Source organism: Synechococcus sp. A10-1-5-1 (assembly GCF_023115425.1).
Classification (GTDB): domain Bacteria; phylum Cyanobacteriota; class Cyanobacteriia; order PCC-6307; family Cyanobiaceae; genus Vulcanococcus.
In genome coordinates this window covers 636473-661764 of sequence record NZ_CP096032.1, presented here as the reverse complement: position 1 = coordinate 661764, position 25292 = coordinate 636473, and the positions used below count along the sequence as shown (strand labels likewise).

Here is a 25292-nt window from a genome sequence, read left to right as displayed (position 1 = left end):
TTTTCGGAACTGCGTTCGTCTTGTTTCAGATCTGCTGCAGTTTCAGCGCAGTATTAGGTCTTCGCCGGTCTTCCCTGCAGCTCAGTCGTTCAGCTTTTAGCTCTCTTTGTTTCTTGGATCGTTTTGCATTCACTCCTCTGTTCACTTATCGGCATCACTAGTTGATGTCCCTGTCCTTCTGTTCCTTCTATTCGGTGCACCCTTCTTGGTGCTTATCTGCTGCACCGTGATTGTCTGTCATTTCCTTCATTAGATTGATTTGCTTCTGTTCTCTTTATGGCGGCTTTCTCTTCCGTGCCTTCAGTGGTGAAGGCCCTTCGTCATGAATTGAATTCTTTAAGTGGAGCTCCCACCCGTTTTGGTTATCTCCGCCTTCTGATCCTTTTACTTACCCTGGCTTTAGGCATATTCCTTTATTGGGTCCCTCATTTCTTCTTGCTTCGTGCCATTGGCTTATTTCTAATTGCAGCTGCAGTAACTTTTTTGTTGATTGCAAGCCATGAGGCATGTCATGGAACTCTGCTCGGGTTGCCTGCTCTTGAGTTTGTTTTCTCATTGCTGATTGGGTGGCCCATGGCTTGGCCTTCCTCCAGTTATCGCCTCCTTCATCTTCGCCACCATTCTTGGAATTCCATCGATCCCCGTGACCCTGAACGTGTCCAGCCCCTCCCAGGCACGTTGGGCTCGCTTGGTTGGAAGGCTCGTCATCCCCTGTGGTGGCATGTGTTCGTCCTTGGCGGTATCGGTCTGATTGTTCATACATTTCATGCTTCCTTCGTCTTGCGCTCAACTGATTTTCGTTTAAGCCGATGTCTGTTCGTTGACCTCGCCGGTATTGCCGTCACACAGGCTCTATTCCTTGCTCTCGCAACCTACCTTCACTGCCTTCCCCAATATCTCTTTTCATGGATTGTTGTTGAACGTCTGGCTGGCGGTTTCCTTCAGCTACGTGCTCTTATCGAGCATTGGGGTTTAGCCGCCAATTGCCCTCATCCCATTCTGACGCAGCTCTACGCTTCAAGCACCATTCATGTCCCTAATTGGGTCAACTTTTTCATGGGTGGCCTTCCCTATCACAGTGTTCACCATGCTTTTCCTGCGATTCCTGCCTCTGCTCTCCCTGCTGCGACCCGTCGAGTGGAAGCTCTAATTGCTTCTTACCAGCTCCGGCCTCTGCCGACTTATCCAAGTTATTGGGCTGCCATCCGCACTTTGGCTTGATGTATTTCGACTTCGTGATTGCTTCATCGCTTAATGCTACCTACCGTTGAAGATCTAATATCTCATCCTGGCTACTTCTATTCTTCTTCTATGGTCTGTCTTGCATCGTCCAGTTTGGTTCATTAATTCTTAGGCGAATCAACTCCTGGCCCCTTCACATCTTTCTGGGGGGCGTACGCCCTTTGACCCCAGATGGCGATGTCTCAGTTCGTGCCCTTGTAGTTGGCGAAAGGTATCGGCCTTTCCACCCTTCCTATAAAGCGCCCTGGCTCCGTGGACGACAGCAAGCTCTCTCTGCTGCATCTCCCACCCCTGAGTTGGCTGCTCAGGCTCTACCACGGGTTCATTCGGCAGTCCCTCGCCATCCAAATTCTTCAGGGCCTTGTCGCGGGACTTCTGGCGGGACGCCTGCTCCCGCCTCCACTGCTAGGGCCCCTTAGCCCCGTTGGAGATGGCTTTCTGCGTCTTTTTCAGATGCCGGTCTTGCCTTTTCTGAGCGTTTCTTTGATCGCTGGTGTCGGTCGTTTGCACCTGGCTCAGGCCAGCCGCCTGCTCGGCCGTTCGGCCCTGGTCCTGATCAGTTTTTGGGCTGTCGTACTTCTTGCGGTCCTCCTCGTGCCCGTTGGGTTCCCGAGTTGGCATGACGCTTCGTTTTTTAAGCCAAGCCTGCTCCAGGCCCCGAAACCTCTCGATCTCACTGAACTCTTCATTCCTGTCAATCCCTTTGCAGCCTTTGCTGATACCCAGATCCCGGCTGTTGTTTTGTTTTCACTCGCCCTTGGGATCGCACTGATTGCCGTACCCAAACGGCAACCATTGATTGATGTCTTTGATCGGATTGCCGACGCCCTGCTTGGGATCTCTGCGTTTGTGGCTCGTTTTACCCCGGTTGGTGTCTTCGCCATCCTTGCGACGGCCACTGCATCCATGGAGAGTTCACAGCTACCACGCCTGGCTGTTTATGTCGTTTTGCAGGGCGGCATCGCTCTTCTCATGGCTGGTCTTGTCTTGCCCTTGGTGATTGCGGGTGTGACGCCGATTCCCGCGCGTCAGCTTTTGCGCCGGTTCCGAACTCCACTCACCATTGCATTCGCCACAGCGAACATGCTCGTGGTCTTGCCGATGCTGGTCGAGCTCTCTAAACAACTCCTGTTTGAAGCCCGTGCTGCCCTGGCGAGTCCAGGGGTCAGTGATCAGGAGATCAAAGATCAGGTCGACCTTCCTGTTGAGGTCCTCGCCCCCCTTGCTCTGGTGTTTCCAGATATGGGTCGCCTGCTCTCTCTCGCTTTTGTTCCCTTCGCGGGCTGGCTCACCGGTAACGCCATCAGCTTCCAGGAGATGCCCGGCTTTCTGCTCACTGGCTTGGCCAGTGCCTTTCTTGAGGGGATCTTGGCCATGACCTTTCTCCTGGACCGTATGGGCTTGCCCAGTGATTTGGTCCAGCTCTACATCGCGATTGACCAAGTTGCAGTGGCTCGCCTCGGCACCTTGCTGGCCTGCATGAGTGTCATCGCCTTGGTGATCATCGGCACCTGGGTTTCCCTGGAGGGCTTCCCGAAGCATTTCAACCGTCTTCTGCCGGCCGCAACGGCCCTGGCGGTTCTCCCTGGTTTTGTCCTGTTGAGCCGTGCCAGTTTTCAATGGCTACCCAAGCCTGGCAATAGCGACCGTGATCAGTTGATGCACCAGGGTTTTGCCCTGGCCAAGGGCCGCGCTTCGGTCGTGGATGGATGGTCCCCTGTTGAGCGGCCCGGCAATTGGCAAGCCATTCGACGTGCCAGGGCGATTCGCTACTGCGTCCACGAGCAGGACTACCCGATGTCGTATCGCAACGCTGCTGGCGATCTAGTCGGAGCCGATGTGGAGATGGGCATGCTCTTTGCCAAGCAGATGGGCCTGAAACCCAGCTACGTGCTGATTAATCGCGTCGGTCAGCAGAACCAACCCCGTCCTGACACCCTCGAGGCCCTCGAGCGCGGCTACTGCGACATGAAGCTTTCGAGTGATGTCATGGCTCCGATGGATGCGGCCCGTACCCGCTACACCGATTCCCACCTGACCTATGGCGTTGCCCTTTTAATCAAGGGATCAGCCCTCAGTAGCAAACGTGCCTGGAGTGATCTGACCGAGCTCAAGGGTCTGCAGGTGGGCCTCGCTTTTGACGATCCGTTTCTGTTGCGCTTGGTGAGTGGTTGGTTGCCGCAGGCGAAGTTCATCAGTTCCCAAGGAACTCCTGAGCTGCTTGAAGCCCTGCAGGCGGGGCGGCTGGATGCGGTGTTGGTGACTGCACAGCAGGGGGCGTCCTGGAATGTTCTGCAGCCGAACCTCACTCTTCTCGTACCGCAGCCGTTGAGAAGCCTGCCGGCAGCTCGCCAGTTGCCGTTGGGAAGCGAGCCCTTGGCGGGAGTCTGGAATTCCTGGCTGCGCTTCCAAGACATGGACGGGACCCGCAAGGTCGTCTATGCCCATTGGGTTGAAGGTGTCGAGCTGCCGAAGCGTTAGGGGTGCCGCTTGCAAAGCACGGGAAACCGTCTTCTTGGACACGCCCAAGGGGCGTAACAAGGCTTTACACTTGCTACACGTTTCGTAACGACGTCTCCAATGGCTGACTCCAATTCCCGTTTCGGCTTCGTCAACTTCGCTGAGACCTGGAATGGCCGCCTGGCCATGATGGGCTTTGTGATCGGCCTGGCCACCGAACTGCTGACCGGCCAGGGCATCCTGACCCAGATCGGCCTCGGCTGATTGCCGTCCTCATCGGCATGACGAAGCCCCCGGCGCTCAGCGCCGGGGGCTTTTTGCTGTCTGGAGCGCCCGCTCAGGGCTGCCAGTCGGCAGCCGGGGGCTCCTTGTCGCTGTCCTTGAGGGACGGGAAGAGCTCGCGGATAGCCGTCGTCAGGGTCGAGCGGGCTTCCTGGCGGAAGGCTTCGGCGGCATCGGACGGCAGGACTGGGTAGCTGGTCTCGTTGTTGCCGTCACCGCGCAAGGGTTTCCAGCTGGTCTTCTCGTTGCGCTTGAGCTCCTCGAGAACATCGACGAAGCCGAATTGGCTGACGCGGCCTGCGGCAGCTGCCTTGCTGGCGAGCTGCTCGCGAATGGCGATCAATTCCTTGGCCTTCAAGGTGTCGGGTAAGCCCAGGACCGGCTGGTAGTAATCGATGGCCCGCAGCTCTTCCTGCAGCAGGATCGGCCAGACGGCCAGTTCCGCTTCACCCAGGCCCGCGGCGTTGTCGCTTGTGGCCATGGCATCGCGGTAGAAGGCAAGCCAGCGGTAGTAGGACTTGTCCTGAAGCTTCTTCTTCTCGGCTTTGCCGGTGACGATCTTCGGCAGGGCGGCTTCGGCCTTGCGCAGGAAGATGCGGTCCTCCCGCTCGAGGTTGATGGCGCCCCAGCGATGGCGGTATTCCCAGAGCTCTTCGTACTTACGGCAGTCTTCGGGGCTCCAGCCCAGTTCCTTTAGCTCGCCGGACCGGTGGTTCTCGCTCGTCTGCACGCTTTGATGCTTGGCTTTGGGTCACCCTAGGCCGATAGGGTCAGGTCAGGCAGGCCTTCCCATGACAGACCCCTCTCAGCAACTGGATCTTCAGGCGGTCGATGGTGGTCCGATCGGGGTCATGATCTGCGGCCACGGCAGCCGCAACAAACAGGCCGTGACCGAATTTGCCCAGCTGGCCGAGGGGCTGAGACGCCACCTTCCGGATGTTCCGGTCGAATACGGCTACCTGGAATTTGCCCGCCCGATCCTGCGCGACGGGCTCGACAGCCTGCGGGCCCAGGGGGTCAAGCGTGTCCTGGCGGTGCCCGGAATGCTCTTTGCCGCCGGCCACGCCAAGAACGACATCCCTTCTGTTCTCAATAGCTACGCGGCTGAGACCGGGCTGCGCATCGATTACGGCCGGGAGCTGGGGGTGGATCTCAAGATGATCCAGGCCGCTGGCGCCCGGATCCGGGAAGCCCTCGATGGGGCCAACACCCAAGCCGAGGTGCCCCTGGCGGAGACCCTGCTGGTGGTTGTGGGCCGCGGTTCTTCGGACCCCGATGCCAACTCCAACGTCTCCAAGGTGACGCGGATGCTGGTGGAGGGCTTTGGCTTTGGCTGGGGCGAGACCGTCTACTCGGGCGTCACCTTCCCCCTGGTGGAGCCCGGTCTGCGCCACGTGGTGCGCCTGGGTTTCAAACGGGTGATCGTCTTCCCCTATTTCCTCTTCTCGGGGGTTCTGGTCAGCCGCATCCGCCAGCACACGCAGCTGGTGGCGGCCGACCACCCCGAGGTGGACTTCGTGGATGCCTCCTACTTAGGGGATCACCCCTTGGTGATCGACACCTTTAAGGAGCGGGTCGAGGAGGTCGTCCGCGGCGAGACCCAGATGAACTGTTCGCTTTGCAAGTACCGCGCCCAGGTGCTGGGCTTTGAGACCGAGGTGGGCGCCCCGCAGCAGAGTCACCACCACCACGTCGAGGGCCTGATCGAGGGTTGCACCCTCTGTGAGCTCGAGTGCACCGGTGCCTGTCAGCCCGATGGCATCCCCATTCCTCTGGGGCATCACCACCATCACGACCACGACCACGACCACGACCACGACCACAGTCACGATCACGGGCATACCCACAGCCTCTATCCCCACGCTGAGCACCCCCTGGGTCCGCGCACCCTCTACAAGCCGCGCGCGAAATCGGAAGAAAACCCCTCGATATGACCCTGCTCAGCCGTCTCGGATCCATGCGGGTCCCACGAGACTGGCCCGAATAAGCCCTGCTTATCATTTCCGTGTTTCCCCAGGGCTTTCGCCTTTTCCCCAGGGAAAAACGATGTTTTCCACAGCTTGCGCGACCTGCATGCTTGCGTTAGTGCTGTTCCTGGGGATTGCGTGGTTTCGTTCGCTGGCCGCTTGACAGCCCGCCGAGACTGATTAGTCGACGGTTTGAGCGGTCCGAGAATCAATCTGAGACCCCCGTCTGGGGCTGCTGTCTCAGTCTGTCTCTCCCGACGTTGTCGCCTTTGACACGCGCTTTGACGGGGGCTGTCGCTTTGTGGCTTGCTGGTGGGCGTCAGAGGAGTGAATTGTTGGAGCGCAGCCGCTTGGATCACCAGGGTGTTGATGGCCTGCAGGCCGTTGGTGCACAGCACAAGCCCGAGCGGAAGGCCTCCGGTCACCCCTTGTTCGGTGAAGACCAGAACAGGGCCCACCTCAGCCGCTGCCTCAAGCAGCCTGAGTCCGTTGCGGCTGAGCCCGAGCCAGGGCCCGACCCAGAGCAGCCCCAGGGTGCCCCGCGGATCAGCCTGGAGGCAGAGGTTCCTGAGGCCCTCTTCGATGGGATGAAGGCTTTCTTGAGCAACCGTCCTGACTGGGATCAGTACCGGGTGATCACCTCGGCCCTGGCCGGGTTCCTGTTCCAGAACGGCTGCAGCGATCAATCCGTCACCCAGCACTATCTGAACGGTCTCTTCGTCAGCGCCGCCGATTCCTGAGGTCCGCCTCAAAGATCCCCGCGTTTCAGTGCCGCTGCGGCGTGGTCACAGGCCCTCCAGGTGAGGGCCATTTCTGTGAGCGTTGGGCTCTGCCAGCCCGCACTGGGCCAGCAGCTGCCGTCGGTCACCAGCAGGTTCGGGGTGCGCCAGAGCTGGTTCCAGGGGTTCAGCACGCCCTGCTCTTCCCGCTCGGCCATTGGCGCGCCCCCGAGTTCATGGATGTAGTACCCCGGAGGCGCAGCCCCCGGTGAGAGGGCCAGGCTGCCCTGCACCAGCGGTTCAATCAGTGGCATCACAAAGAGATCCGAGAGCGGCTTGATCTGCCCCCCCGCAGAGCGGACCACCGCCTGCATCCGCTCTCCCATGTGCGTGACCATCGCCTGCTCGTTTTCGCCCCAGCGGCAGTCGATGTGGGCAATCGGGATCCCCCAGGCGTCCCGGCGCTCCGGGTGAAGGCTCACTTGGTTATGGGCTTGGCTCAGGACCTCGCCATGGCCGATCAAGAAACCCACCGCACTGCCCCGCTCGCGCAGCAGCAGTTGGGGTGGATCAAAGCGCTGGATGCCGCACCAGAGCCCATAGCCCCGCTTGAATTGTCTCGACTCCAGGGTGTTGGGGATGAAGCAGCTCCCCGCACCGGAGAGTTCGCTGCTCCCAGGGGCCGGCTGATCGGGGATCGAGAAGAAGCAGCTGCGGGAGATGTGATCCATCAGGCCCAGCCCGAGCTTGCCACTGACGTCCTCCAGTCCGCTCTGCTGTTGGGAGTGGAGCAGCAGCCTGAGGCTCTCGATCGTGCTGGCGCAGAGCACCACCAGGGGCGCCTCGGCGCTGAAGTGCACCCCGCTGTTTCGATCGATGGCCTCGACACCTTTGGCGCGGCCGCTGGCGCGATCGATCAGCACGTGGCTGACCACGCTGTTGCTGCGGAGCTCCACCCGGCCGCTGGCCAGGGCGATCGCTAGGGCGCCCCCTTGGGAGCAGGAGCGCGGCCAGGGTGCCCCGTTGTTGCGGTGCAGCTCAAAGCCGCGGGACTGGATCAAGGGAAGGTCCAGGTCCCGCTGGATGGAGCGTCCCAGGTGTTCCTCGGCAGGCGTCAGGGGCAGCGGGGCTTGGAACTCCCCATCGGGAAGCTGAGCCAGGCCGTCCCGATGCCCCTTGACCGCCAATAGGGTCTCCAGCTGGGCGTACCAGGGGGCAAGGTCGCTGTGGCCGATCGGCCAGTCCATGCCATGGCCATCCCGGCTGCTCCCCTTGAACTCGTAGTCGGAGAGCCGCAGGGTGATGCCTCCCCAGGTGAGGCTTTTGCCCCCCACTTGTCTCCCCCGGGTCCAGAGGAAGGGCCGATCGCCGGGGGTGGAGTAGGGGTTGCGCTGCTCATCGACGAACAGTTCCGGGTTGGCTTTCCAGTAGCCCGGGTGATTCGCGGCGATGCGCTGCCGGCCACTGCTGATGTTGCTGAGGCGTTTAAGGCTGTTCAGCGGCTCGCTGCCAAAGGCCCGCTTCGCGCTCAGCTCCGGGCCGGCCTCCAGCACCAGAACCCGCATGCCCGCTTGGGCTAAGGCCATGGCTGCCACCCCTCCGGTGGCCCCGGAGCCGACGACGATCGCGTCAGGGTTGCTTGAAGCCATCATGGTTTCAGCCATTAAAAAAGCCCCGGCGCTTCAGAGAAGGCCGGGGCTTTTGGAGTTGGTGGCGGGGGGCGGATTTGAACCACCGACCTTCGGGTTATGAGCCCGACGAGCTACCAGACTGCTCTACCCCGCGGCGTCCCAGAAACCTTACAGCACAGCGGATCCCTCCGGCAATGGAGCCAGGATGGATGGAGCCGTTTTCTCCCATGGCGCTGCACCTCCTGCTGGATTCGGCCGACCCCAGCGCCTGGGATCACTGGTTGCCGACCTCCCTGTTTGCCGGGGTCACATGCAACCCCACGCTGCTCAAGCGCGCGGGGCAGCCCTGCAGCCTGGAGAATCTCCGGACCTTGTCTGAGCGGGCCCTGGCCCATGGTGTGCAGGAATTGCACCTGCAGGCCTGGGGGACCGACCTGGTGGGCTGCGGTCGCGCCCTGGCCCAGATCGCCCCGGATCGGATCTGGGTGAAGCTGCCCATCACTCGGCCTGGCCTGGAGGCAGCTCGAACCCTTCAGCAGGAGGGCTGCCGGATTACCTTCACCGCTTGCTACGAACCCCAGCAGGTTCTCTTGGCGGTGGCCCTGGGGGTGGACTACATCGCCCCCTACCTCGGGCGTATTAGCGATTTGGGCCGTGACAGTCACGCTGAGCTGATTCAGATGCAGCGCTGCATCGATGCGCTCGGTTCGACTCTGCGCCTCCTGGTGGCCAGCCTGCGCAGCCCTTCAGACCTGCCGCGTCTGGCGGCCGAGGGACTGAACACCTTCACCATCAGTCCAGCCATCGCCGAGGCGCTCTTCAGCGTTGAGGCCACCGAAGCTGCAGCGGCCCAGTTCGAGCTGGACGCGCTCTAGTTGCCGTTATCGAAGCGCAGCTCGCCGCTGACCTCGAGCTTGACCGCGGGGTTGGGGACCAGGAACTGAGCGCTGAGCTCCTCCAGGGTGAGAGGCGTGAGCCACTCCAGTTGTTGCATCAGGTGCAGGGCGACCGCCTGCTTGGCCCGCCGGGCTCCGTCTTCCACCTTGATTGCTAGTCCCAGGCCTTCGCCAACGCGACTAAGGCACTGGATTCCTTCGGCTCCACCCTTGCTCAGCACCTGGCCATGGCTGCTGCGCATCACGGCGGTGTCAAAACGCCCCTCACCGGCGATCAGATCGGGGTGGGCCAACATTGAGCGCGACAGGCGCTCCAGTTCAGGGTGCTGACCGGATCCGAGATGGGCAAAGAGCAGCGCCATTTGGGCTAGCTGCAGTTGCAGGGTTGGTGCCCCGCAGTCATCGCGGGCGGTGATCAGCTCCGCGGCGGGCATCCCCAGGAGTTCTCCGACGCGCTTGAGCACCTGTTGCTGCAGGGGGTGCTCGATCTGGAGGTAGGTCTCCAGTGGCCATTGCATCTTGCGGCAGGTTGCCAGAAAAGCGGCGTGCTTGCCGGAGCAGTTGTGCTCGAGCGGACTCTGCCTGCCCGCGGGGGTGGGGCACTGCAGTTGCTCGCTCTCGAGGTCGGCCTTCCAGAGGATCTTGAAGGCTTCGCGGGCCTGGCCGGCTTCACCGCCATGGGAGGCACAGGCAATCGCAAGGGCGCGGTCGTCGTGCTGGCCGAGATCGGCTGCTCCACTGCTGACAAAGACCTGAGCCTGGAATGGCTTGAGGGCTGAACGGATAAAGCTCAGTTGCTGCGGATCTCCAGCCCGCATCAGGACGCGGCCGCGCTGGTCGCAGACCACGGCGTGGACGCGGTGCAGCGATTCGCCAATCCCATTGCGTTTTAGGCGCACCTCGAGGGGTGGCACCCCAGGACGGCTGCCGAAGCTGCTGGAGAAGGTCATGTCAGAGAGCCTGACAGAGTCCGGTCGAGAGCAACAGCAGTCCTGCGGTCGTGGCCAGGGCCAGCTGGATCTTGCGCAGCACCGGTTTGACCTCGTGGGTGGCGACCAGAAGATCCTGTTGCCGCCAGGCCAGCGGTTTTTCCCAGACCTGACCGTCGTACCAACCCGATTCCTCGTACTCCACCTGGGTGGAGGTCAGGCGTCGCAGCACGGTTCTCCATCCCAGCCATTGGCGGGTGAGCATGAGCAACGGCACCACGCAGGCCCCAGCGGCACCCGCGGCGGTCAGCGCTGCTGGATCGTGGCGTAGCTGAAAACTGCCGGTGGCGAGATAAAGCGTGAGCGGCATCGCAATCAGCCAGCTTTGAATCAGCGGCTGGGCGATGTTCTGCTGGGCCCAGGCGAAGAACAGGGAGTTCTGCAGCTCCTTGTACTGCTCCAGCGGGCGCTGCTCTGGGGGGACCGGACAGGGCGTGCTGTTACTCAGCCCTTGGGAAGGATCGCTGCCAGCCATTGAGTGTCCGGCTCAGGCCGGTGGAGCGTCAGGCGAGCCTACGAAGCTCTCCTTCTCACCGTGGCCCCAGAAAGACTCCAGGTCGTAGTAACTGCGCTCATCGGGGGTGAGGCAATGAACGATGACCTCGCCGTAGTCGAGCAGGACCCAGCGTCCTTCGTTTTGACCTTCCTTCCGCAGGGGTAGACGTCCGGTGTGCTCCTCGAGCTTGTCTTCGACAGATCGGGCCATGGCGCGCACCTGGACATCAGTGAAGCCACTGGCAATCACGAACCAGTCAGCGATCGAAGAGATCTCCTCGACCCGGATCAGAACAATGTCGGTGGCCTTGCGGTCATCGCAGGCGTCAGCTGCCAGCAGGGCCAGCGCTTTGCTGTCGTCGAGGTCGAGCCGGGGCCGGTTGGGTTCGGGACTGGGCTTGGTGGCTTGGGCCTCAGCCATAAACGTTCTCGCTGCTCACGGATTGTCGGGAGCCCTGTTGCTGGGCCATCTCGGCCCGGGCTTTCCCTGCACTCTTGCGCAGCGCCTCCAGCCGATCCTCGTAGAACCCCCGCTTTTTCTTCTTGCGGGTTTGCTCCACCAGTTCCTTGAGGGCACCGCCGAGGCTCTTGTACGCGTTGGGCAGGGTGTAGCCAAAGCGGCAGGCCAGATCGATCGCCCGTTCATCGGCGGCGATGGCGTCCTGCAGACGCTTTTCGGAGTTGTTTTTCAAATAGAGGCGATAGCCCGCAAAGCCGGAGAGGCCGAGGGCCATCAGCAGCAGCAGGCCGTCCTGCACCCAGAGTTCACCGATGGCCCCACCCAGGCCAATGGCCAGTGCGGCCATCTCCCAGCCATCACGGGGAACGGAGTCGTTCTGGATTCGTCCCACCTCATGCCAGAAGAGGAGGTTGCGGTGGTCGATCGCCAGGGCATCCCACTTTTGAAGGTCGAGCTGAACCTCCACCTCATCCCGGCCGATCTCTTCGATGGTGATCAGCGGCGGGTCTGCCGAGGCCGCGGCTTCTACAAACACCCAGCTCTGCATCTCGGGAGGCAGCAACCCCTTCAGGCGCTGGAGTTCGCTCATGGGGACGCATTCAGGCGTGTTGCCGACAACACTAGCCACGGCTGGATCGTTGGCTGGGTCTGCCTTAACAGCAAGGGGTTTCGACCGCGTGAGAGGCTGGATGGGTTTGGCTGCCGGCCCCCTCCTATGCCCCGTCGCACGGATCTGCGTCGCATCCTGCTGCTGGGGTCAGGCCCGATCGTGATCGGTCAAGCCTGTGAATTTGATTACTCGGGGACGCAGGCGTGTAAAGCCTTGCGGGCCGAGGGTTTTGAGGTGGTGCTGGTGAACAGCAACCCCGCCTCGATCATGACCGATCCGGACATGGCGGATCGCACTTATATCGAGCCCCTCACCCCTGATGTGGTCCGGCGGGTGATTGAGCAGGAGCGCCCCGATGCTCTCCTGCCGACCATGGGCGGTCAGACGGCCCTGAACCTGGCGGTGGCCCTTTCCAAGGACGGCACCCTGGAGAAGTACGGCGTTGAGCTGATCGGCGCCAACCTCGAGGCGATCGAGAAGGCGGAAGACCGGGACCTGTTTAAGCGGGCCATGGGACGCATTGGGGTGGGTGTTTGCCCCTCAGGAATCGCCACGACCTTGGAGGAGGCCGAGGCCGTCGGTGATCAGATCGGCAGCTATCCCCGGATTATTCGACCCGCCTTCACCCTGGGCGGCAGCGGTGGGGGCATCGCTTACAACCCCGAAGAGTTCAGGGCCATCTGTCTGAGCGGCCTGGATGCCAGCCCCGTGAATCAGATCCTGATCGAGCAGTCCCTGCTCGGTTGGAAGGAGTTCGAGCTGGAGGTGATGCGCGACACCGCCGACAACGTGGTGATCGTCTGCTCCATTGAAAACCTCGATCCGATGGGGGTGCACACCGGTGATTCGATCACCGTGGCTCCAGCCCAGACCCTGACGGACCGCGAATACCAGCGTCTGCGTGACCAGTCGATCGCGATCATCCGGGAAATCGGAGTGGACACCGGCGGCAGCAACATCCAGTTCGCGATCAATCCCGCCAATGGGGACGTGATCGTGATTGAGATGAATCCGAGGGTGTCTCGCTCCTCGGCCCTGGCTTCGAAGGCCACGGGGTTCCCGATCGCCAAGATCGCTGCTCGCTTGGCCGTTGGTTACACCCTCGACGAGATCCTCAACGACATCACCGGCAAGACCCCGGCCTGTTTTGAGCCCACGATTGACTACGTCGTCACGAAGGTCCCCCGCTTTGCCTTCGAGAAGTTTCGCGGCAGCCCGGCGGTACTCACCACGGCGATGAAGTCTGTGGGCGAGGCTATGGCCATCGGTCGCAACTTCGAAGAGTCCTTCCAGAAGGCCCTGCGCTCCCTGGAGACCGGCCATGCTGGCTGGGGTTGCGATCGCCCGGATCCCAGCCCCGAGCGCTCCGATCTTGATCGGGAGCTCCGCACCCCTGCGCCCGATCGGATCTTTGCGGTGCGCACCGCCATGGTGAATGGCTACAGCGATGCCGACATCCATCGCATCTCGGCCATCGATCCCTGGTTCCTGGCGAAGTTGCGCCGGATCATTGAGGCCGAACAACGGTTGCTGAAGGGCCAGAGCCTGGCTGCGCTGGATACCGCCGCACTATTGGAGCTCAAACAGCTGGGCTTCTCCGACCGTCAGATCGCCTGGGCCACTGGCAGCAAGGAATTGGAGGTGCGCTCGCACCGCCAGGGCCTTGGGGTGAATGCGGTGTTCAAAACCGTGGACACCTGCGCCGCGGAGTTTGCCTCCAGCACCCCGTATCACTACGCGACCTATGAGCGGCCGATGGAGCGCTTGCTGGCGGACGGAAGCCTGGAATTAATGGCTCCGGAGTCGGAGGTCCAGCCGGAATCGCGCCGCAAGGTGATGATCCTTGGGGGCGGCCCCAACCGCATCGGCCAGGGCATCGAGTTCGACTACTGCTGCGTCCACGCCTCCTTTGCTCTGCAGGAGGAAGGGTTCGCCACCGTGATGGTGAACTCCAACCCGGAGACGGTCTCCACCGATTACGACACCTCCGATCGTCTCTACTTCGAGCCCCTCACTTTTGAGGATGTGCTCAACGTCATCGAGGCCGAGAAGCCGGAAGGGGTCATCGTTCAGTTCGGCGGCCAGACCCCACTAAAGCTGGCGATTCCGCTGCTGCGCTGGCTGGATTCCCCCGCCGGTCAGGCCACGGGCACCCGCATCTGGGGCACCTCCCCTGAATCGATTGACAACGCGGAAGACCGCGAGCAGTTCGAAGCAATCCTGCGTCGCCTCGACATCCGTCAGCCTCGCAATGGCCTGGCCCGCAGCGAAGCGGAGGCCCGGGTGGTGGCCGAGCGCGTCGGCTATCCCGTGGTGGTCCGCCCCAGTTACGTCCTCGGTGGCCGCGCCATGGAGGTGGTCTACGGAGAGGACGAACTGAACCGCTACATGATTGAAGCGGTGAACGTCGAGCCCGATCATCCGGTCTTGATTGACCAGTACCTCGAGAACGCCACCGAGGTGGATGTCGATGCCCTCTGTGATGGCACTGGCAAGGTCGTCATCGGTGGCCTGATGGAGCACATCGAGCCGGCTGGTGTTCACTCCGGTGACTCAGCCTGCGCCCTGCCTTCGGTGAGCCTGGAGCAGGACGCCCTGGCCACGATCCGCCAGTGGAGTGAGGCCCTGGCCCTGGCTCTTCAGGTCAATGGACTGATCAACCTGCAGTTCGCCATCAAGGACGGTCTCGTCTACATCATTGAGGCCAACCCCCGTGCGTCCCGCACGGTGCCGTTTGTGGCCAAGGCCACCGGCGTTCCTCTGGCCAAGGTGGCCAGCCGGATCATGTCTGGCAAAACCCTCGAGCAGATCGGTCTGACCAGCGAGCCCAAGCCGCCCCTTCAGGCGGTCAAGGAGGCGGTGCTGCCCTTCAAGCGCTTCCCCGGTGCCGACTCAATCCTGGGTCCCGAGATGCGCAGCACCGGTGAGGTGATGGGCACGGCCACCAGCTTTGGCCTGGCCTACGCCAAGGCGGAACTGGGGGCCAACGAAGCCCTACCCACCACTGGCACGGTGTTTCTCTCCACCCACGACCGCGACAAGTCAGCGCTGCTGCCCGTCGCCCAGCGCTTGGACCAGATGGGCTTCCGCCTGGTGGCCACCGAAGGCACCGCCCGTGCTCTCTCAGCAGCGGGGCTCAAGGTGGAGACCGTGCTCAAGGTGCATGAGGGCCGCCCGAACATTGAAGACGCGATCCGCTCCGGTGAGATCCAGCTGGTGATCAACACCCCCGTCGGCCGTCAGGCTGCCCACGACGACAAGTACCTGCGCCGCGCCGCGATTGACTACGCCGTGACGACCGTGACGACCCTGGCTGGTGCCCGGGCGGCGGTGGAGGGCATCGCTGCACTCCAGGCCCAGGAGCTGCAGGTGCGCGCCCTGCAGGACATCCACGGCTAGGGGGGGATTGCCCCGTAGGGTGAATCTTCTGTCGCATGTCTCGCCGTGACCGTCGCCCCAAGCTCTGCTCCGGTTAGCTCTGGTTCCGACTGCACGGCTGCCTTCCGGGCGGCCTACGAAAACCGCTACACCTGGGCCCCTGGCTTTGGCGGCTACAGCGGCAGCTGCATCTGGGAGCAGGGCGACCAGCGCGTGGAAGGCACCTTCAAGGTCGGCGCTGACCTCAAGGCCCAGGTGGAGGGCATTGAGAACGAGGAGATCCACAAGGCGATCGCGTCCCAGCTCTGGGAGGTCTGCATTCACCGGGTGCGCCGCAGCTTTGAGCAGACCCACGGCGAGAACACCTTCACCGCCGGTGAGACCGATGCGGTGGGCACTGAGGTGATCGTCGGCGGCAAGAACGATGGCGATCGCTACCGGATCAAGGATGACGTGGTGACGATGGTGCACCGCCACATCCACGGCACCGTGGTGACGATCTTCACCGAGAGCACCACCGACACCGGTAGTGGCTACCTCAGTCACACCTACACGAGTCAGTACGCCGATCCCGCCAGTGGCGAGGCCCGCGGCGGCAAGAGCAGCTTCACCGACACCTTTGTTCCCTTGGCCGGCGAAGGCCCCTGGGTGCTGAGTGAGCGGGTGGTGGAAACTGAGGCCTTCGGTGATAGTCCTGCAGGTCGTCAGGTCTTTCGTTTCGAAGCCCTGAGCCCCGCCTGAATCGTGCCACCATCGCCGGATCCTCTGGTGATGGATGGAACAACTCATCAAGGCCATCAACGACCCGATTAACGGGGTCGTCTGGGGCTGGCCCATGGTCACGCTCATCGCAGTCACCGGCATCGTGTTGATGCTGGGGTTGCGCTTGATGCCGCTGCAGCGCATTGGCTATGGCGTGCGGATGCTCGCCAAGCCCGCTGCGGCTGGAGAGGCTGGAGATATCAGCGCCTTCGGTGCCTTGATGACGTCCCTCTCGGCGACGATCGGTACGGGCAACATCGCCGGGGTCGCCGGAGCGATCGCCATCGGTGGTCCCGGGGCGGTCTTTTGGATGTGGGTGATCGCCGTCTTCGGCATCGCCACCAAGTACGCCGAGGCGGTCCTCGCCGTTCGCTACCGGGAAGTCGACGGCCTGGGCAACCACGTTGGCGGCCCGATGTACTACATCCGCAATGGCCTGGGTCCCAACTGGCAGTGGTTGGCGGTGCTCTTCGCCATCTTCGGGATGTTGGCGGGCTTCGGCATCGGCAATGGCGTCCAGTGTTTTGAGGTCTCCAGTGCCCTGGCGGCGGCTGGGATTCCCCGGGTGGCCACCGGTTTAGTGCTGGGCGGTTTGGTTTTTGCCGTGATTGTTGGCGGCATCAACCGGATCTCCCAGGCCGCTTCGGCTTTGGTGCCGGCGATGTCGATCCTCTATGTCCTGGCCTGCCTGGTGGTGCTGGGACTCAACATCAGCGATGTGCCGGCTGCCTTCGGCACGATCTTCAGCAATGCCTTCAATGGACAGGCTGCCGCCGGTGGCGCCTTCGGCCAGGTGGTGCTAATGGGCTTCAAGCGCGGCATCTTCTCCAATGAAGCCGGTCTGGGCAGTGCTCCGATTGCCCACGCGGCAGCCCGCACCAATGACCCAGTTCGTCAGGGGACGGTGGCCATGCTCGGCACCGTGATCGACACCCTGATCATTTGCACCATGACCGCCCTGGTGATCATCACCACGGGTGTCTATGGCAGTGGTGAGTCGGGCTCCAACCTCTCGATCCTGGCCTTCAACACCGGCCTGAGCGGCTCGGGTTGGGTCGTCACCGCCGGCCTGGTGATCTTTGCCTTCACCACCGTTCTGGGCTGGAGCTTCTACGGCGAGCGTTGCACCGAATTTCTGTTCGGTGAGCGGGCGATCAAGCCCTTCCGCTTCGTCTGGGTTGCAGTGGTTGTGATTGGTTCGGTGGCCGGTGATCGCGGTGTGGTCTGGGGGGTGGCTGACACCCTCAATGGCCTGATGGCTCTGCCCAACCTGATCGCCCTGCTGCTGCTCAGCGGCACGGTCTTCCAGCTGACCCGTGAGTACAAGTTCGAGCGTTAGGCCTCCAGGTTGCAGTTCACCGCCAGCTCAAAGGGCACACAGCTGTTGGGTTGCTCCAGCAGCTGGCTGGTGAGGGAGGCGAGGTCCTCGCTTTGGGTCATCTGCTCAGGCGGCAAGGCCTTCACTGCGGCGGCCATGTCGGTGTTGACCCAACTTGGGCAGATCGCCGTGACCCGGATGCCGCTCTCCCAGCCTTCATTGCGCATCGTCTGACAGAGCCCCATCAAGGCGAACTTGCTGGTGCTGTAGGCCGCCAGGCGTCCCTTGGTGCGTTTGCCGCTCATCGACACCAGCACGACGATTCGGCCGGAGCCATGGGCGGCCAGCTGCGGCCAGGCGGCGCGGGTCAGCCACCAGGGGCCCATGACATTGACCTCGAAGAGGCGCTGAATCTCCTCCTCTTGGCCGCTTTCAAACACCAGCGGCACCCGCGAGAAGATCCCCGCGCAGTGAATCACGCTGTCCAGCTGTCCAAAGCGCTCCAGCGTCGCCTGCACCCAGGCTTCGGCATCGCTTGGCACAGCGGCGTCATAGGGATGCAGCAGCACGCGATCCGCTCCGGCCTTATCCGGATCGAGGGGGCTGCCCTTGAGATCGTCTGGGTTGCGCAGGCCCAGGCTGAGGCGATGGCCATCCCTCAACAAACGCTCAGCCATGGCCCGGCCGATGCCGCGGCTGGCGCCGCTGATCAAGAGTGTGCGCATCGCCTTAGTTGGGCAGGGTGACGAACTCCTCGGAGATCGTCGGATGGAGCGCCATCGTGCGGTCGAAATCGGCCTTGGTGGCCCCCATGCCCACGGCGATCGCGGCCATCTGAATGATCTCGGCGGCGTGCTCCCCCACCATGTGGCAGCCGACCACCTTGCCCGTGGCCGCCTCGAGGACGAGTTTCAGCAGCACCTTGGGATCGCGGGCCGGTAGGGCCTGACTCATGGGCCGGAAGCGGGCCCGGTGCACCTTGACGCCGTCTGGTCCAAATCGCTTGATCGCAGCCTCCTCGCTGAGGCCGACGCTGGAGAGCTCCGGCTGGGAGAAGACCGCAGCGGCCACCAGGTCATGGTCCACCTGGCGGGGCTTGTTACCCCAAATCGTGTCCGCCAGGGCCCGGCCCTCATCGATGGCAACCGGGGTCAAGTTGATCCGATCGGTGACGTCTCCCACGGCGTAGATGTGGGGCACGTTGGTGCGCTGATCCGCGTCAACGGGAATGCGATGGCCTTCCACGGCCACCCCAGCGGCCTCCAGGTTGAGGCCCGCTAGGAAGGGCCGGCGTCCGGTGGCCAGCAGCACGCCGTTGCAAGCGATCCGCTCGCCGCTTTGGGTCACCACTGTCAGGTCCTCCGGTTGTCCTTCGATGGCGGCGGGGCTGTGGGCCAGGCGGACTTCGATGCCTTCGGCCTCCATCGCTTCCTGGACCGCCAGGCCGCATTCCCGGTCGAAGCCCCGCAGCAGGTGGTCGCCGCGCACCAGTTGGGTGACCTTGACCCCCAGGCCGTTGAGGATGCAGGCGAACTCACAGGCGATGAAGCCGGCGCCGACGACCACCACCTCTTTGGGGAATTGCTGGAGTTCGAACATGTCGTCACTGACCCAGCCCAGCTCGGCTCCAGGGATCTCGGGGCGATGGGGGCGCCCCCCCACGGCGATCAAGATCCGCTCCGCCGTCAGCCGATGGGTTTCTACCCCGCTGCTGTCCTGCACGCTGATCGTCCGGTCATCGGCAAAGCGACCCCAACCGCTCAGCAACTGCACACCCGCCTTCTCCAGGAAGCCGATGTGCAGTTGGTTGAGTCGATCGACCTCAGCCCGCACTTTGCTGAGCAGCACGCTGCTGTCATGGCAGCTCTCGCCGAGGCTCCAGCCGTAGCTCGCGGCATCGCTGAGTTGATGGCGGACGGCTGAGCCATAGACCATCAGTTTTTTTGGGACGCAACCGCGGATGACGCAGGTGCCGCCGACTCGGTCCCCTTCGACGATGGCGACCCGGGCGCCGTAGGAGGCCGCTCGCTTGGCGGCGGCCAGTCCGCCAGATCCGGCCCCGATCACGATCAGATCGAAGTGGTCGCTCATGCCATCGCCCTTGCCTGCCCCAAGTGTTGCCTAGAGGGGCCCGAGCTGCTGCCTTGATTCCCTAAAACAGGGGACCGTCCCGCCCTCCCGTTGATGTTCAGCTCCCCGGGTCCGCAAGCACTGAGCTGGGACGACCTCGCTGAACTGCTGCCCCTCCAGAGCGAAGAGCAACTGCTGCAGCTCCGCCAGGAGGGGCCCACCAATGCCCAAGCACGGCTGCGGCTGTTTGGCCGGCCGGAGTCGGAGGTGCGCGTCACCCTCTACCGCGATCACCACGCCTGGTGCCCCTACTGCCAGAAGGTCTGGCTCTGGCTCGAGGAGAAGCGGATTCCCTATCGGATCCGCAAGGTCACGATGTTCTGCTACGGCGAGAAGGAGCGCTGGTACAAGCAGGTCGTCCCCTCAGGGATGCTCCCGGCCCTGGAGCTCGATGGCCGGCTCTACACCGAAAGCGACGTGATCCTGCAGACCCTTGAGGATGGCTTCGGTCCCCTGGAGGCCGGGTTGAGCGATCCCGATGTCTTCCCCCTGCGGCAGCTCGAGCGCCGCCTCTTTCGCGCCTGGTGTCAGTGGCTTTGCTACTGCGACGGTGAGGGGGCCCACAGCGCACCAGCGGAGCAGCACTTCGCCCGGATCGCCCGCTTGGTGGAGGAGGCCCTTGAGGCCACTCCCGGTCCGTTCTTCCTCGAGCGCTTCAGCAGCGCCGATGTGATCTTCATCCCCTACCTCGAGCGGATGAACGCCTCCCTCGCTTACTACAAGGGCTACGGGATTCGTCAGCAGCACCCGGCCATTGACCGTTGGTTCACGGCGCTTGAGCAGCGCCGCACCTACCTGGGAACCCAAAGCGATTTCCACACCCATGCCCATGACCTGCCGCCGCAGATGGGCTGTTGTTTGGCCAGTGGTGGTGCCCAGCAACGGCGGGTCGCCCAGTTGATCGACCAGGGGCCCTGGCCCCTGGAGGATCCGGCGGTGATCGAGACCCGCCAGACGCAGCCGGAAGGGGCCCACATTGAGGCGGTGTCGCGGGTGCTGCGGCATCGGGAGAGGTTGATTGCGCTCAATCCCGCCGCCTCACCGGCCTTTGATCAAGCCCTGCGCTCGGCCCTCACCCTGCTGCTGAAGCCGAAGAACGGTCCCATCGCTCCCCCCGCCGGGACAGCCGTGGGTCTGCGCTATTTGCGGGATCGCATCTCCGTCCCGCGGGATATGTCCTTGCATGCCGGCCGTCTGCTACGCAGTGCCCTGGAGACCACTGCGGCGCTCGACAGCCAGGAACAACCAGCCCCGCTGCCGGTGCAGCACCGGCGTGATCAGAACCCGATTCCCTTTCTCGCCGAGGCCTGAGCGGATTTAACGGCCGCTGACCTCGGCCTTCTTGGCCATCAGGTACTCGACCAGTTCCTGCTGCAGGGTGACCAACTCGCGGGTGCAGCCGCGGAAGGCAGCCCGGTGACGGATTTCTTCGTGGCGGGTGTTCAGATCACGCAGCATCAGTTCGATGGCATCGAGTTCAGCCCGGTTCATCGAGGTGCGCTGCAGTGCTTTGAAGATATCAACTGCTCCCCAAAACGCTGGCTAGCGTTCAACCATCCACACCAACGCTGCTATGGCTGCTTGGAGAGCGTCATCGGCTGCCGCCTGCACGGCGCTGGGTTTGCTTCTCTCCGGCGTGCCGGATGCCATCTCTCCTGAACCCGCGGCGGCACTGGAGCTCAGGGGGCAGACCTACTTCACGAATCCGCCCTGGAAGGTGGATTTCACCAACTACTACTGGTACGTCAACCAGGCCCAGGGGGAGTACTACTTCACCGTCACCCTGGCGGAAAAGGCCGGGGCTGGTTTAGGTGGTCTGGTGATCACCCAGATCCGCGGGGTGGATCGCCAATTCTCCTTGGCGCCCAAGCGGGCACGGGCGTTCATCGGCCGTCCCCGGCGGGAAGGGGCTGCCGTTCCCGTGGAGGCCACCTTTGATCAGGCGACCCGCACCCTGCGGGCAGTCTTCCCTGAGCCTCCCCAACCGGGGCAAGTGGTCACCCTGGCCCTGCGGCCGCCGCTGAATCCCACCTGGGCCGACACCTATGTCTTTGCAGTGCAGGCCCTGCCCGCTGGTCCCAACCCGGTGCCGGCTCCGTTGGGGGTGGCGCGGCTCGAGATCATGAGTCGCTTCTGGTGATCTGGCGCCTGAGGCTGGCCACTGCGAAGACCACGGCCATCGCCAGATAGCCCTGGGCCCAGGCCGCCCCCGTTCCCCAGCCGAGCTGCAGGGTGGTGTCGCTGGCACTGAACTGCCAGGCGTGGATCACGCCAAACCAGGAGCAAACGGCGGCCACCAAGGCCGTCAGGCAGGCGGCCTTGAAGCGCTGCTCGATCGCGTAGACCACCATCGCGGCCAGGAGCATGGCTGTGATGATCTGCCCCTGCTCCAGGGCAAAAGCGCCGGCGGCCCAGACATCTGCTTGCTGAAGCCCCTCCAGCAGCCCGGGACCAAAGGGGGTCTCTGGACCTCCGGCACCACCGGCCCGCAAGCCCGCCTTGATCAGTAAGGCACCCCATCCAGCGAGGCCCGGCATCAGCCCCAGGGCGACCGCGGCGGCATGGGAGCGGGGGGTGGCTTCAAAGGCCTGGGCGGTGATGACCAGGCCGATGTAGAGGACGATGGCCATCCCGGCTTCGATCGGCACGATCTGGCCCACGACGCCAAAGAGGCCCAGTAGGCAGGCCGCCCCCATCAACAGGCCGTTCAACCAGGAGTAGCCAATGCGGGCCCCCATCCCTTTCCAGCCGGGATGTCCGATGTAGATCGTGGTGGGGAAGCAGGACCCCAACCCCGCCGCGACCACGGTGCCCAGGCCATTGATCAAGAGGGAACTGCGCACTGGATAGCGATCACCGGCTGCCTCGGCGCTCTCAATGTTCTGCAGCGAGCCCAGCACGTTGAACAAGCCCATCGGCACGATCACCCCGAGCCAGGGCAGCAGTTGCCCTCGCGCTGCCCAGAGACTGCCCAGTTCCAGCTGGGGCATGCGCCAGCCGATCTGGGCTGCCTCCTGGGCCCAGCGCTCGGGGTTGGCCTCGATCAGTCCGCTGCTCCAGGCCAGGACACAGCCGACCAGGACCGCCAGCAAGCCGCCGGGGATCGGAAAGCGGACTTTCCCGTAGTAGGTGGCCAGGATCACTGCCAAGACCGCCAGACCCACCAGGGGGTGGGCATAGGTGCGCAGCAGGAAGCCCAACGCGATGTAGCCCAGGGCAATTCCAGCCAAGGTTGAGAGCAGGGCGGCCCGCGGCAGCCAACGCCGCAGCCAATCGGCGCAGAAGGCTCCGCTGGCCTCGATCAAGCCTGAACCCAGGCAGGCCATCAGGCCCGCTTGCCAGGAGAGCCGAACTGCGGTGGCCTCATCGAAGCCCTGGCTCAAGGCGGTGAGTTTCACCGGCAGCATCACCAGGAAGATGTAGGCAAACAGGCTGACGGTGTTGATGCCGTAGGGCAGGGCCGTTCGGTCGCTACGCCTCTCCCGTTGCGCCAGCCGGTAGGCCTGCAGGGCATAGGCGCCATTGCCGATCAACAGGCTGATGCCGGTGGCGGGAAGAATCGTTCCAAAGACCAGGGCATCGGGGTAGCCCAGGACTCCTCGGCAGAGCCCCAGGATCAGCAGGATTTGGATCAGGTTGTCCAGGCTTAAGCCCAGAAAGCCATCCAGATCGCCGCTAACGAACCAGCGGGGTCCCGTCTTGCTCGGGTCAGGCGAGATCATGGCTGTAGTGGCATCCCCTCAAGCATGCAAGCCAGCTGGAACGGAACCGTGATTGCCGAGAGCGACGACATCGTCATGGTCGATGGCAATCCCTATTTCCCCCGCGCTGCCCTCAAGCAGGAGTTCTTTCGAGACAGCAGCCACACCACCAGCTGCGGTTGGAAAGGCACCGCCCGTTACTGGGATGTCGTGGTCAATGGTGAGGTCAATGCCAACTGCGCCTGGAGCTACGAGACCCCCAAGCCCGCCGCCGCAGAAATCACCGAGCGTGTGGCCTTCTGGAAAGGGGTGAAGGTGAGCTAATCCTTGGCACAAATGCCGATTGACGCGGTTGGAGTCACGGCTTGCATGAAGGTGTTTCGCAACGACCCTGGCCATGGCGAGCTTCAAAGAGGTCGCAAGCTTGCTGTTGCTTGGCCTCTATGGCTTCATCGCTCTGCGGGTTCTACTGACCTGGTGGCAGCAGCGCCGTCAGCGCCGTTGGCGAAATGCTGCCCACTCCCCATTGGCATCGACGACCTTCGCTGCAAAACGGACGGCCTCAGGTCGGATGCGTTGAGCACTATGCAGATACTGCATAGTGCCCCGAATTCCATGACATAACTCCATTCGGTTCAGGATCTTCCCGTAATTTTTGGGACCCAGGATTTTTCTTTTGCCGGGTCTCCCAGCTCATCAACGGGTTGTGAACCCTGCAGATGCTGAGGTGATGCGGACGCTGGCCGTTTATGTCGCCGAGCATTTCGCAAGCGATCTGCGGATGCCTGACCTCGCGGCGCACGTCCATGTCAGTGTCCGCTCCCTGCAGAACCTGTTCAATAGCCATTGTGGTGAGCCACCGCTCAAGGCCCTGAGGCGTTTCCGCCTGCATCAGCTCTACAGCCTCGTCATGGACCGTCCCTGGACGCCCCTGCGTGAGCTCTATCGCCAATGTGGCCTGACGGGATCGGTGGCTGATCGCGATTTCTTCCTCGAGATCTACGGCCTCACCATCCGCGAGCACCAGGAGGGATCACGGGTGAAGTCGTCCTCCCCTCCGGTCCCCTCGGTGTTATCGGAGCTGCCCAGAGGCGAGCTGAGGCACATGCTCAAGCCGGCGGCCTAGGGCAGCAGCGAGGAGTGGTGGTGCTCAATGCTCCACGTCCCATCCCTGTAGACGTAGACAAAGGTGTAACGGGCCTGCACCCAGCCTTGGTCATCGAGTTCAAAGCTGTAGTTGCCGGCATCGATGGCGACGTTGCAGTCGCTTTGGATCACCCGTTGATCGATGCGACCGGTGGGGTGTTTGCTCAAAAAGCCCTTGAAATAGTCCTCGATCCCGGCCGTATTGGTGCGCGCCTGATCCGAGAGGGTGGGTAGCAGCAGGGCATCGGGGCGATAAAGGGCGCTGACTTGGGTGGGATCCCCGGTGGCCAAGGCCGTATTCCAGCGGTCGAACAGTCCTGCGACTTGCCTCTCCGAGAGGGTGTGGCAACTGGCGGAATCAACGGCCTCGGCACTGTTCACCCCAATACACAAAACGGCGAACAGAGACAGCAGCAGTTGAAAAACCCGGTTTAGGTTCGAGCGATGCCTTTGCATCTGCCACCGTTTCATCCCCTGCCGCCCCCCACGGGGGGCAAGAAAGCGCTGTTGGAGGTCCCAATTCAGGATTTGCATCCGACTCAGCTCTGCGTGGGCATGGCGGAGATCGTCAGCCGCCAAAGGGATTTTGCTGAGGATGACCCCAAAGAGCAGCGTCAGTACTTAAAGCGCAAGCCCACGCCGCTGGTGCGCAGTGCCTCCGGAGAGCTCTGGATGCTGGATCGCCACCATCGCCTGCGGGCTCTGCTGGAGCTCGATCCCAGTGCCACGGCCTTTGGATATGTGGCGCTGGAGGTGCAGAGCGATGACCCCACCGTGGTGTTGGGCGAATTGCACCGCCGAGGTTGGCTCTACCTCTATGACGGCCGCGGCCTGGGGCCACTGGACCCCTCGAGCTTGCCCCCCACGCTGCTGGGGACTCAGGACGATCCCTACCGCAGCTTGGTTTGGAAGTTGAAGCGCGAGAAGGTCATCGCCTCGGCGCCCTTGATTCCCTTCCATGAGTTCCGCTGGGGTGCATGGTTGCGCAGTCGCCAACTCCCCCCCTTCAGCTCGTCGAAGTTGGAGCCGGCCCTGCCCGCCGCTCGCGCCCTGGCTCGCTCCCAGGGCGCGTCCCAGCTCGCCGGTTGGATTGGTCCGTCCTGACT

Annotated in this window: 26 protein-coding genes and 1 tRNA gene; 15 read left to right on the top strand and 12 right to left on the bottom strand. The window is 62.9% G+C overall.

Going from position 1 to position 25292, the window contains the following annotated elements:
• Positions 1-276: 276 nt before the first annotated feature.
• The 3 genes from MY494_RS03480 to MY494_RS03470 all read left to right on the top strand — a co-directional run bounded on the left by MY494_RS03480 (position 277) and on the right by MY494_RS03470 (position 3966).
• The gene (locus MY494_RS03480; protein ID WP_247911358.1) at positions 277-1221 is read left to right on the top strand and encodes a fatty acid desaturase; all 945 of its coding nucleotides are present in this window, start codon (positions 277-279) and stop codon (positions 1219-1221) included.
• A gap of 273 nt (positions 1222-1494) precedes the next feature.
• On the top strand, positions 1495-3723 hold the full coding sequence (locus tag MY494_RS03475; protein ID WP_247911357.1) for a cation:dicarboxylate symporter family transporter: 2229 nt from the start codon (positions 1495-1497) through the stop codon (positions 3721-3723).
• 99 nt (positions 3724-3822) lie between these two features.
• The gene (locus tag MY494_RS03470; protein ID WP_247911356.1) at positions 3823-3966 is read left to right on the top strand and encodes a chlorophyll a/b-binding protein; all 144 of its coding nucleotides are present in this window, start codon (positions 3823-3825) and stop codon (positions 3964-3966) included.
• 73 nt (positions 3967-4039) lie between these two features.
• On the opposite strand, the gene MY494_RS03465 is transcribed toward MY494_RS03470, so the two are convergent.
• Positions 4040-4714: a hypothetical protein gene (locus MY494_RS03465; RefSeq protein WP_247911355.1), complete on the bottom strand. Its 675-nt coding sequence runs from the start codon at positions 4712-4714 to the stop codon at positions 4040-4042.
• Between the two features lie 61 nt (positions 4715-4775).
• On the opposite strand from MY494_RS03465, the gene MY494_RS03460 reads away from it, so the two are divergent.
• Together MY494_RS03460 and MY494_RS03455 are read left to right on the top strand one after the other, a co-directional pair.
• Complete coding sequence (locus tag MY494_RS03460) at positions 4776-5918, top strand: sirohydrochlorin chelatase (protein WP_247911354.1); 1143 nt, start codon at positions 4776-4778, stop codon at positions 5916-5918.
• 368 nt (positions 5919-6286) lie between these two features.
• Positions 6287-6691, top strand: a complete 405-nt coding sequence (locus tag MY494_RS03455; RefSeq protein ID WP_371820668.1) for a DUF2811 domain-containing protein — start codon at positions 6287-6289, stop codon at positions 6689-6691.
• Between the two features lie 8 nt (positions 6692-6699).
• Here MY494_RS03455 and MY494_RS03450 read toward each other — a convergent pair whose 3' ends face one another.
• Together MY494_RS03450 and MY494_RS03445 are read right to left on the bottom strand one after the other, a co-directional pair.
• Positions 6700-8319, bottom strand: a complete 1620-nt coding sequence (locus MY494_RS03450; protein WP_247911353.1) for a GMC oxidoreductase — start codon at positions 8317-8319, stop codon at positions 6700-6702.
• A gap of 59 nt (positions 8320-8378) precedes the next feature.
• Positions 8379-8455: transfer RNA gene (locus MY494_RS03445), tRNA-Met, on the bottom strand.
• A 55-nt stretch (positions 8456-8510) separates the two neighbouring features.
• Here MY494_RS03445 and MY494_RS03440 point away from each other — a divergent pair.
• Positions 8511-9176 carry a transaldolase family protein gene (locus tag MY494_RS03440; RefSeq protein WP_247911352.1) on the top strand — a complete coding sequence of 222 codons (666 nt, stop codon included), beginning with the start codon at positions 8511-8513 and terminating at the stop codon, positions 9174-9176.
• Here the strand turns inward: MY494_RS03440 and MY494_RS03435 are convergent.
• From MY494_RS03435 to MY494_RS03420, 4 genes are read right to left on the bottom strand one after another with little or no spacing between them, the layout of a single operon-like run.
• Positions 9173-10147, bottom strand: coding sequence for an asparaginase (locus tag MY494_RS03435; protein ID WP_247911351.1), 975 nt, complete (start codon positions 10145-10147; stop codon positions 9173-9175). The genes MY494_RS03440 and MY494_RS03435 overlap by 4 nt on opposite strands.
• Position 10148: 1 nt before the next feature.
• Complete coding sequence (locus MY494_RS03430; RefSeq protein ID WP_247911350.1) at positions 10149-10661, bottom strand: CGLD27 family protein; 513 nt, start codon at positions 10659-10661, stop codon at positions 10149-10151.
• Between the two features lie 12 nt (positions 10662-10673).
• Positions 10674-11102 carry a ribosome silencing factor gene (rsfS, locus tag MY494_RS03425; protein ID WP_247911349.1) on the bottom strand — a complete coding sequence of 143 codons (429 nt, stop codon included), beginning with the start codon at positions 11100-11102 and terminating at the stop codon, positions 10674-10676.
• Complete coding sequence (locus tag MY494_RS03420; RefSeq protein ID WP_247911938.1) at positions 11095-11730, bottom strand: DUF3318 domain-containing protein; 636 nt, start codon at positions 11728-11730, stop codon at positions 11095-11097. The genes rsfS and MY494_RS03420 overlap by 8 nt, the downstream gene beginning before the upstream one ends.
• A 126-nt stretch (positions 11731-11856) precedes the next feature.
• Here MY494_RS03420 and carB point away from each other — a divergent pair, with 126 nt between their 5' ends.
• Genes carB through MY494_RS03405 form a run of 3 tightly spaced genes read left to right on the top strand, consistent with a single transcriptional unit; the run spans position 11857 to position 17230 of the window.
• Positions 11857-15150 (top strand): carbamoyl-phosphate synthase large subunit, encoded by a 3294-nt coding sequence (gene carB, locus MY494_RS03415; RefSeq protein ID WP_247911348.1) that lies wholly within the window; start codon positions 11857-11859, stop codon positions 15148-15150.
• 45 nt (positions 15151-15195) lie between these two features.
• Positions 15196-15870, top strand: coding sequence for a DUF3386 domain-containing protein (locus MY494_RS03410; RefSeq protein ID WP_247911347.1), 675 nt, complete (start codon positions 15196-15198; stop codon positions 15868-15870).
• 34 nt (positions 15871-15904) lie between these two features.
• Positions 15905-17230, top strand: coding sequence for a sodium:alanine symporter family protein (locus MY494_RS03405; protein WP_247911346.1), 1326 nt, complete (start codon positions 15905-15907; stop codon positions 17228-17230).
• On the opposite strand, the gene MY494_RS03400 is transcribed toward MY494_RS03405, so the two are convergent.
• Positions 17227-17934 carry an SDR family NAD(P)-dependent oxidoreductase gene (locus tag MY494_RS03400; RefSeq protein ID WP_247911345.1) on the bottom strand — a complete coding sequence of 236 codons (708 nt, stop codon included), beginning with the start codon at positions 17932-17934 and terminating at the stop codon, positions 17227-17229. The genes MY494_RS03405 and MY494_RS03400 overlap by 4 nt on opposite strands.
• Positions 17935-17938: 4 nt before the next feature.
• Positions 17939-19300 (bottom strand): glutathione-disulfide reductase, encoded by a 1362-nt coding sequence (gene gorA, locus MY494_RS03395; protein WP_247911344.1) that lies wholly within the window; start codon positions 19298-19300, stop codon positions 17939-17941.
• Between the two features lie 93 nt (positions 19301-19393).
• On the opposite strand from gorA, the gene MY494_RS03390 reads away from it, so the two are divergent.
• Positions 19394-20650: a glutathione S-transferase family protein gene (locus tag MY494_RS03390; RefSeq protein WP_247911343.1), complete on the top strand. Its 1257-nt coding sequence runs from the start codon at positions 19394-19396 to the stop codon at positions 20648-20650.
• A gap of 6 nt (positions 20651-20656) precedes the next feature.
• On the opposite strand, the gene MY494_RS03385 is transcribed toward MY494_RS03390, so the two are convergent.
• Positions 20657-20830, bottom strand: coding sequence for a hypothetical protein (locus tag MY494_RS03385; RefSeq protein WP_247911342.1), 174 nt, complete (start codon positions 20828-20830; stop codon positions 20657-20659).
• Between the two features lie 82 nt (positions 20831-20912).
• Between MY494_RS03385 and MY494_RS03380 the strand changes: the two genes are divergently transcribed.
• The gene (locus tag MY494_RS03380) at positions 20913-21479 is read left to right on the top strand and encodes a DUF2808 domain-containing protein (protein ID WP_247911341.1); all 567 of its coding nucleotides are present in this window, start codon (positions 20913-20915) and stop codon (positions 21477-21479) included.
• On the opposite strand, the gene MY494_RS03375 is transcribed toward MY494_RS03380, so the two are convergent.
• Complete coding sequence (locus MY494_RS03375; RefSeq protein WP_247911340.1) at positions 21460-23061, bottom strand: NCS2 family permease; 1602 nt, start codon at positions 23059-23061, stop codon at positions 21460-21462. The two genes, MY494_RS03380 and MY494_RS03375, sit on opposite strands and share 20 nt — an antisense overlap.
• 24 nt (positions 23062-23085) lie before the next feature.
• On the opposite strand from MY494_RS03375, the gene MY494_RS03370 reads away from it, so the two are divergent.
• From MY494_RS03370 to MY494_RS03360, 3 genes are all read left to right on the top strand, one after another.
• On the top strand, positions 23086-23364 hold the full coding sequence (locus tag MY494_RS03370; protein ID WP_247911339.1) for a DUF427 domain-containing protein: 279 nt from the start codon (positions 23086-23088) through the stop codon (positions 23362-23364).
• Between the two features lie 73 nt (positions 23365-23437).
• Positions 23438-23620 carry a hypothetical protein gene (locus MY494_RS03365; RefSeq protein ID WP_247911338.1) on the top strand — a complete coding sequence of 61 codons (183 nt, stop codon included), beginning with the start codon at positions 23438-23440 and terminating at the stop codon, positions 23618-23620.
• A gap of 150 nt (positions 23621-23770) precedes the next feature.
• Positions 23771-24166 carry a helix-turn-helix domain-containing protein gene (locus MY494_RS03360; protein ID WP_247911337.1) on the top strand — a complete coding sequence of 132 codons (396 nt, stop codon included), beginning with the start codon at positions 23771-23773 and terminating at the stop codon, positions 24164-24166.
• Here MY494_RS03360 and MY494_RS03355 read toward each other — a convergent pair.
• Complete coding sequence (locus tag MY494_RS03355; protein WP_247911336.1) at positions 24163-24567, bottom strand: SgcJ/EcaC family oxidoreductase; 405 nt, start codon at positions 24565-24567, stop codon at positions 24163-24165. The two genes, MY494_RS03360 and MY494_RS03355, sit on opposite strands and share 4 nt — an antisense overlap.
• 63 nt (positions 24568-24630) lie before the next feature.
• On the opposite strand from MY494_RS03355, the gene MY494_RS03350 reads away from it, so the two are divergent.
• On the top strand, positions 24631-25290 hold the full coding sequence (locus MY494_RS03350) for a ParB-like protein (protein WP_247911335.1): 660 nt from the start codon (positions 24631-24633) through the stop codon (positions 25288-25290).
• The last annotated feature ends 2 nt before the right edge of the window (positions 25291-25292 follow it).

Excerpts from the sequence above, each read along its gene's own strand:
- MY494_RS03480 (WP_247911358.1), top strand. The coding sequence starts at position 277 with ATGGCGGCTTTCTCTTCCGTGCCTTCAGTGGTGAAGGCCCTTCGTCAT.
- MY494_RS03470 (WP_247911356.1), top strand. The coding sequence starts at position 3,823 with ATGGCTGACTCCAATTCCCGTTTCGGCTTCGTCAACTTCGCTGAGACC.
- MY494_RS03460 (WP_247911354.1), top strand. The coding sequence starts at position 4,776 with ATGACAGACCCCTCTCAGCAACTGGATCTTCAGGCGGTCGATGGTGGT.
- MY494_RS03450 (WP_247911353.1), bottom strand. The coding sequence starts at position 8,319 with ATGGCTTCAAGCAACCCTGACGCGATCGTCGTCGGCTCCGGGGCCACC.
- MY494_RS03440 (WP_247911352.1), top strand. The coding sequence starts at position 8,511 with ATGGAGCCGTTTTCTCCCATGGCGCTGCACCTCCTGCTGGATTCGGCC.
- MY494_RS03435 (WP_247911351.1), bottom strand. The coding sequence starts at position 10,147 with ATGACCTTCTCCAGCAGCTTCGGCAGCCGTCCTGGGGTGCCACCCCTC.
- MY494_RS03430 (WP_247911350.1), bottom strand. The coding sequence starts at position 10,661 with ATGGCTGGCAGCGATCCTTCCCAAGGGCTGAGTAACAGCACGCCCTGT.
- rsfS (WP_247911349.1), bottom strand. The coding sequence starts at position 11,102 with ATGGCTGAGGCCCAAGCCACCAAGCCCAGTCCCGAACCCAACCGGCCC.
- MY494_RS03420 (WP_247911938.1), bottom strand. The coding sequence starts at position 11,730 with ATGAGCGAACTCCAGCGCCTGAAGGGGTTGCTGCCTCCCGAGATGCAG.
- carB (WP_247911348.1), top strand. The coding sequence starts at position 11,857 with ATGCCCCGTCGCACGGATCTGCGTCGCATCCTGCTGCTGGGGTCAGGC.
- MY494_RS03405 (WP_247911346.1), top strand. The coding sequence starts at position 15,905 with ATGGAACAACTCATCAAGGCCATCAACGACCCGATTAACGGGGTCGTC.
- MY494_RS03400 (WP_247911345.1), bottom strand. The coding sequence starts at position 17,934 with ATGCGCACACTCTTGATCAGCGGCGCCAGCCGCGGCATCGGCCGGGCC.
- gorA (WP_247911344.1), bottom strand. The coding sequence starts at position 19,300 with ATGAGCGACCACTTCGATCTGATCGTGATCGGGGCCGGATCTGGCGGA.
- MY494_RS03390 (WP_247911343.1), top strand. The coding sequence starts at position 19,394 with ATGTTCAGCTCCCCGGGTCCGCAAGCACTGAGCTGGGACGACCTCGCT.
- MY494_RS03385 (WP_247911342.1), bottom strand. The coding sequence starts at position 20,830 with ATGAACCGGGCTGAACTCGATGCCATCGAACTGATGCTGCGTGATCTG.
- MY494_RS03380 (WP_247911341.1), top strand. The coding sequence starts at position 20,913 with ATGGCTGCTTGGAGAGCGTCATCGGCTGCCGCCTGCACGGCGCTGGGT.
- MY494_RS03375 (WP_247911340.1), bottom strand. The coding sequence starts at position 23,061 with ATGATCTCGCCTGACCCGAGCAAGACGGGACCCCGCTGGTTCGTTAGC.
- MY494_RS03370 (WP_247911339.1), top strand. The coding sequence starts at position 23,086 with ATGCAAGCCAGCTGGAACGGAACCGTGATTGCCGAGAGCGACGACATC.
- MY494_RS03365 (WP_247911338.1), top strand. The coding sequence starts at position 23,438 with ATGGCGAGCTTCAAAGAGGTCGCAAGCTTGCTGTTGCTTGGCCTCTAT.
- MY494_RS03360 (WP_247911337.1), top strand. The coding sequence starts at position 23,771 with ATGCGGACGCTGGCCGTTTATGTCGCCGAGCATTTCGCAAGCGATCTG.
- MY494_RS03350 (WP_247911335.1), top strand. The coding sequence starts at position 24,631 with ATGCCTTTGCATCTGCCACCGTTTCATCCCCTGCCGCCCCCCACGGGG.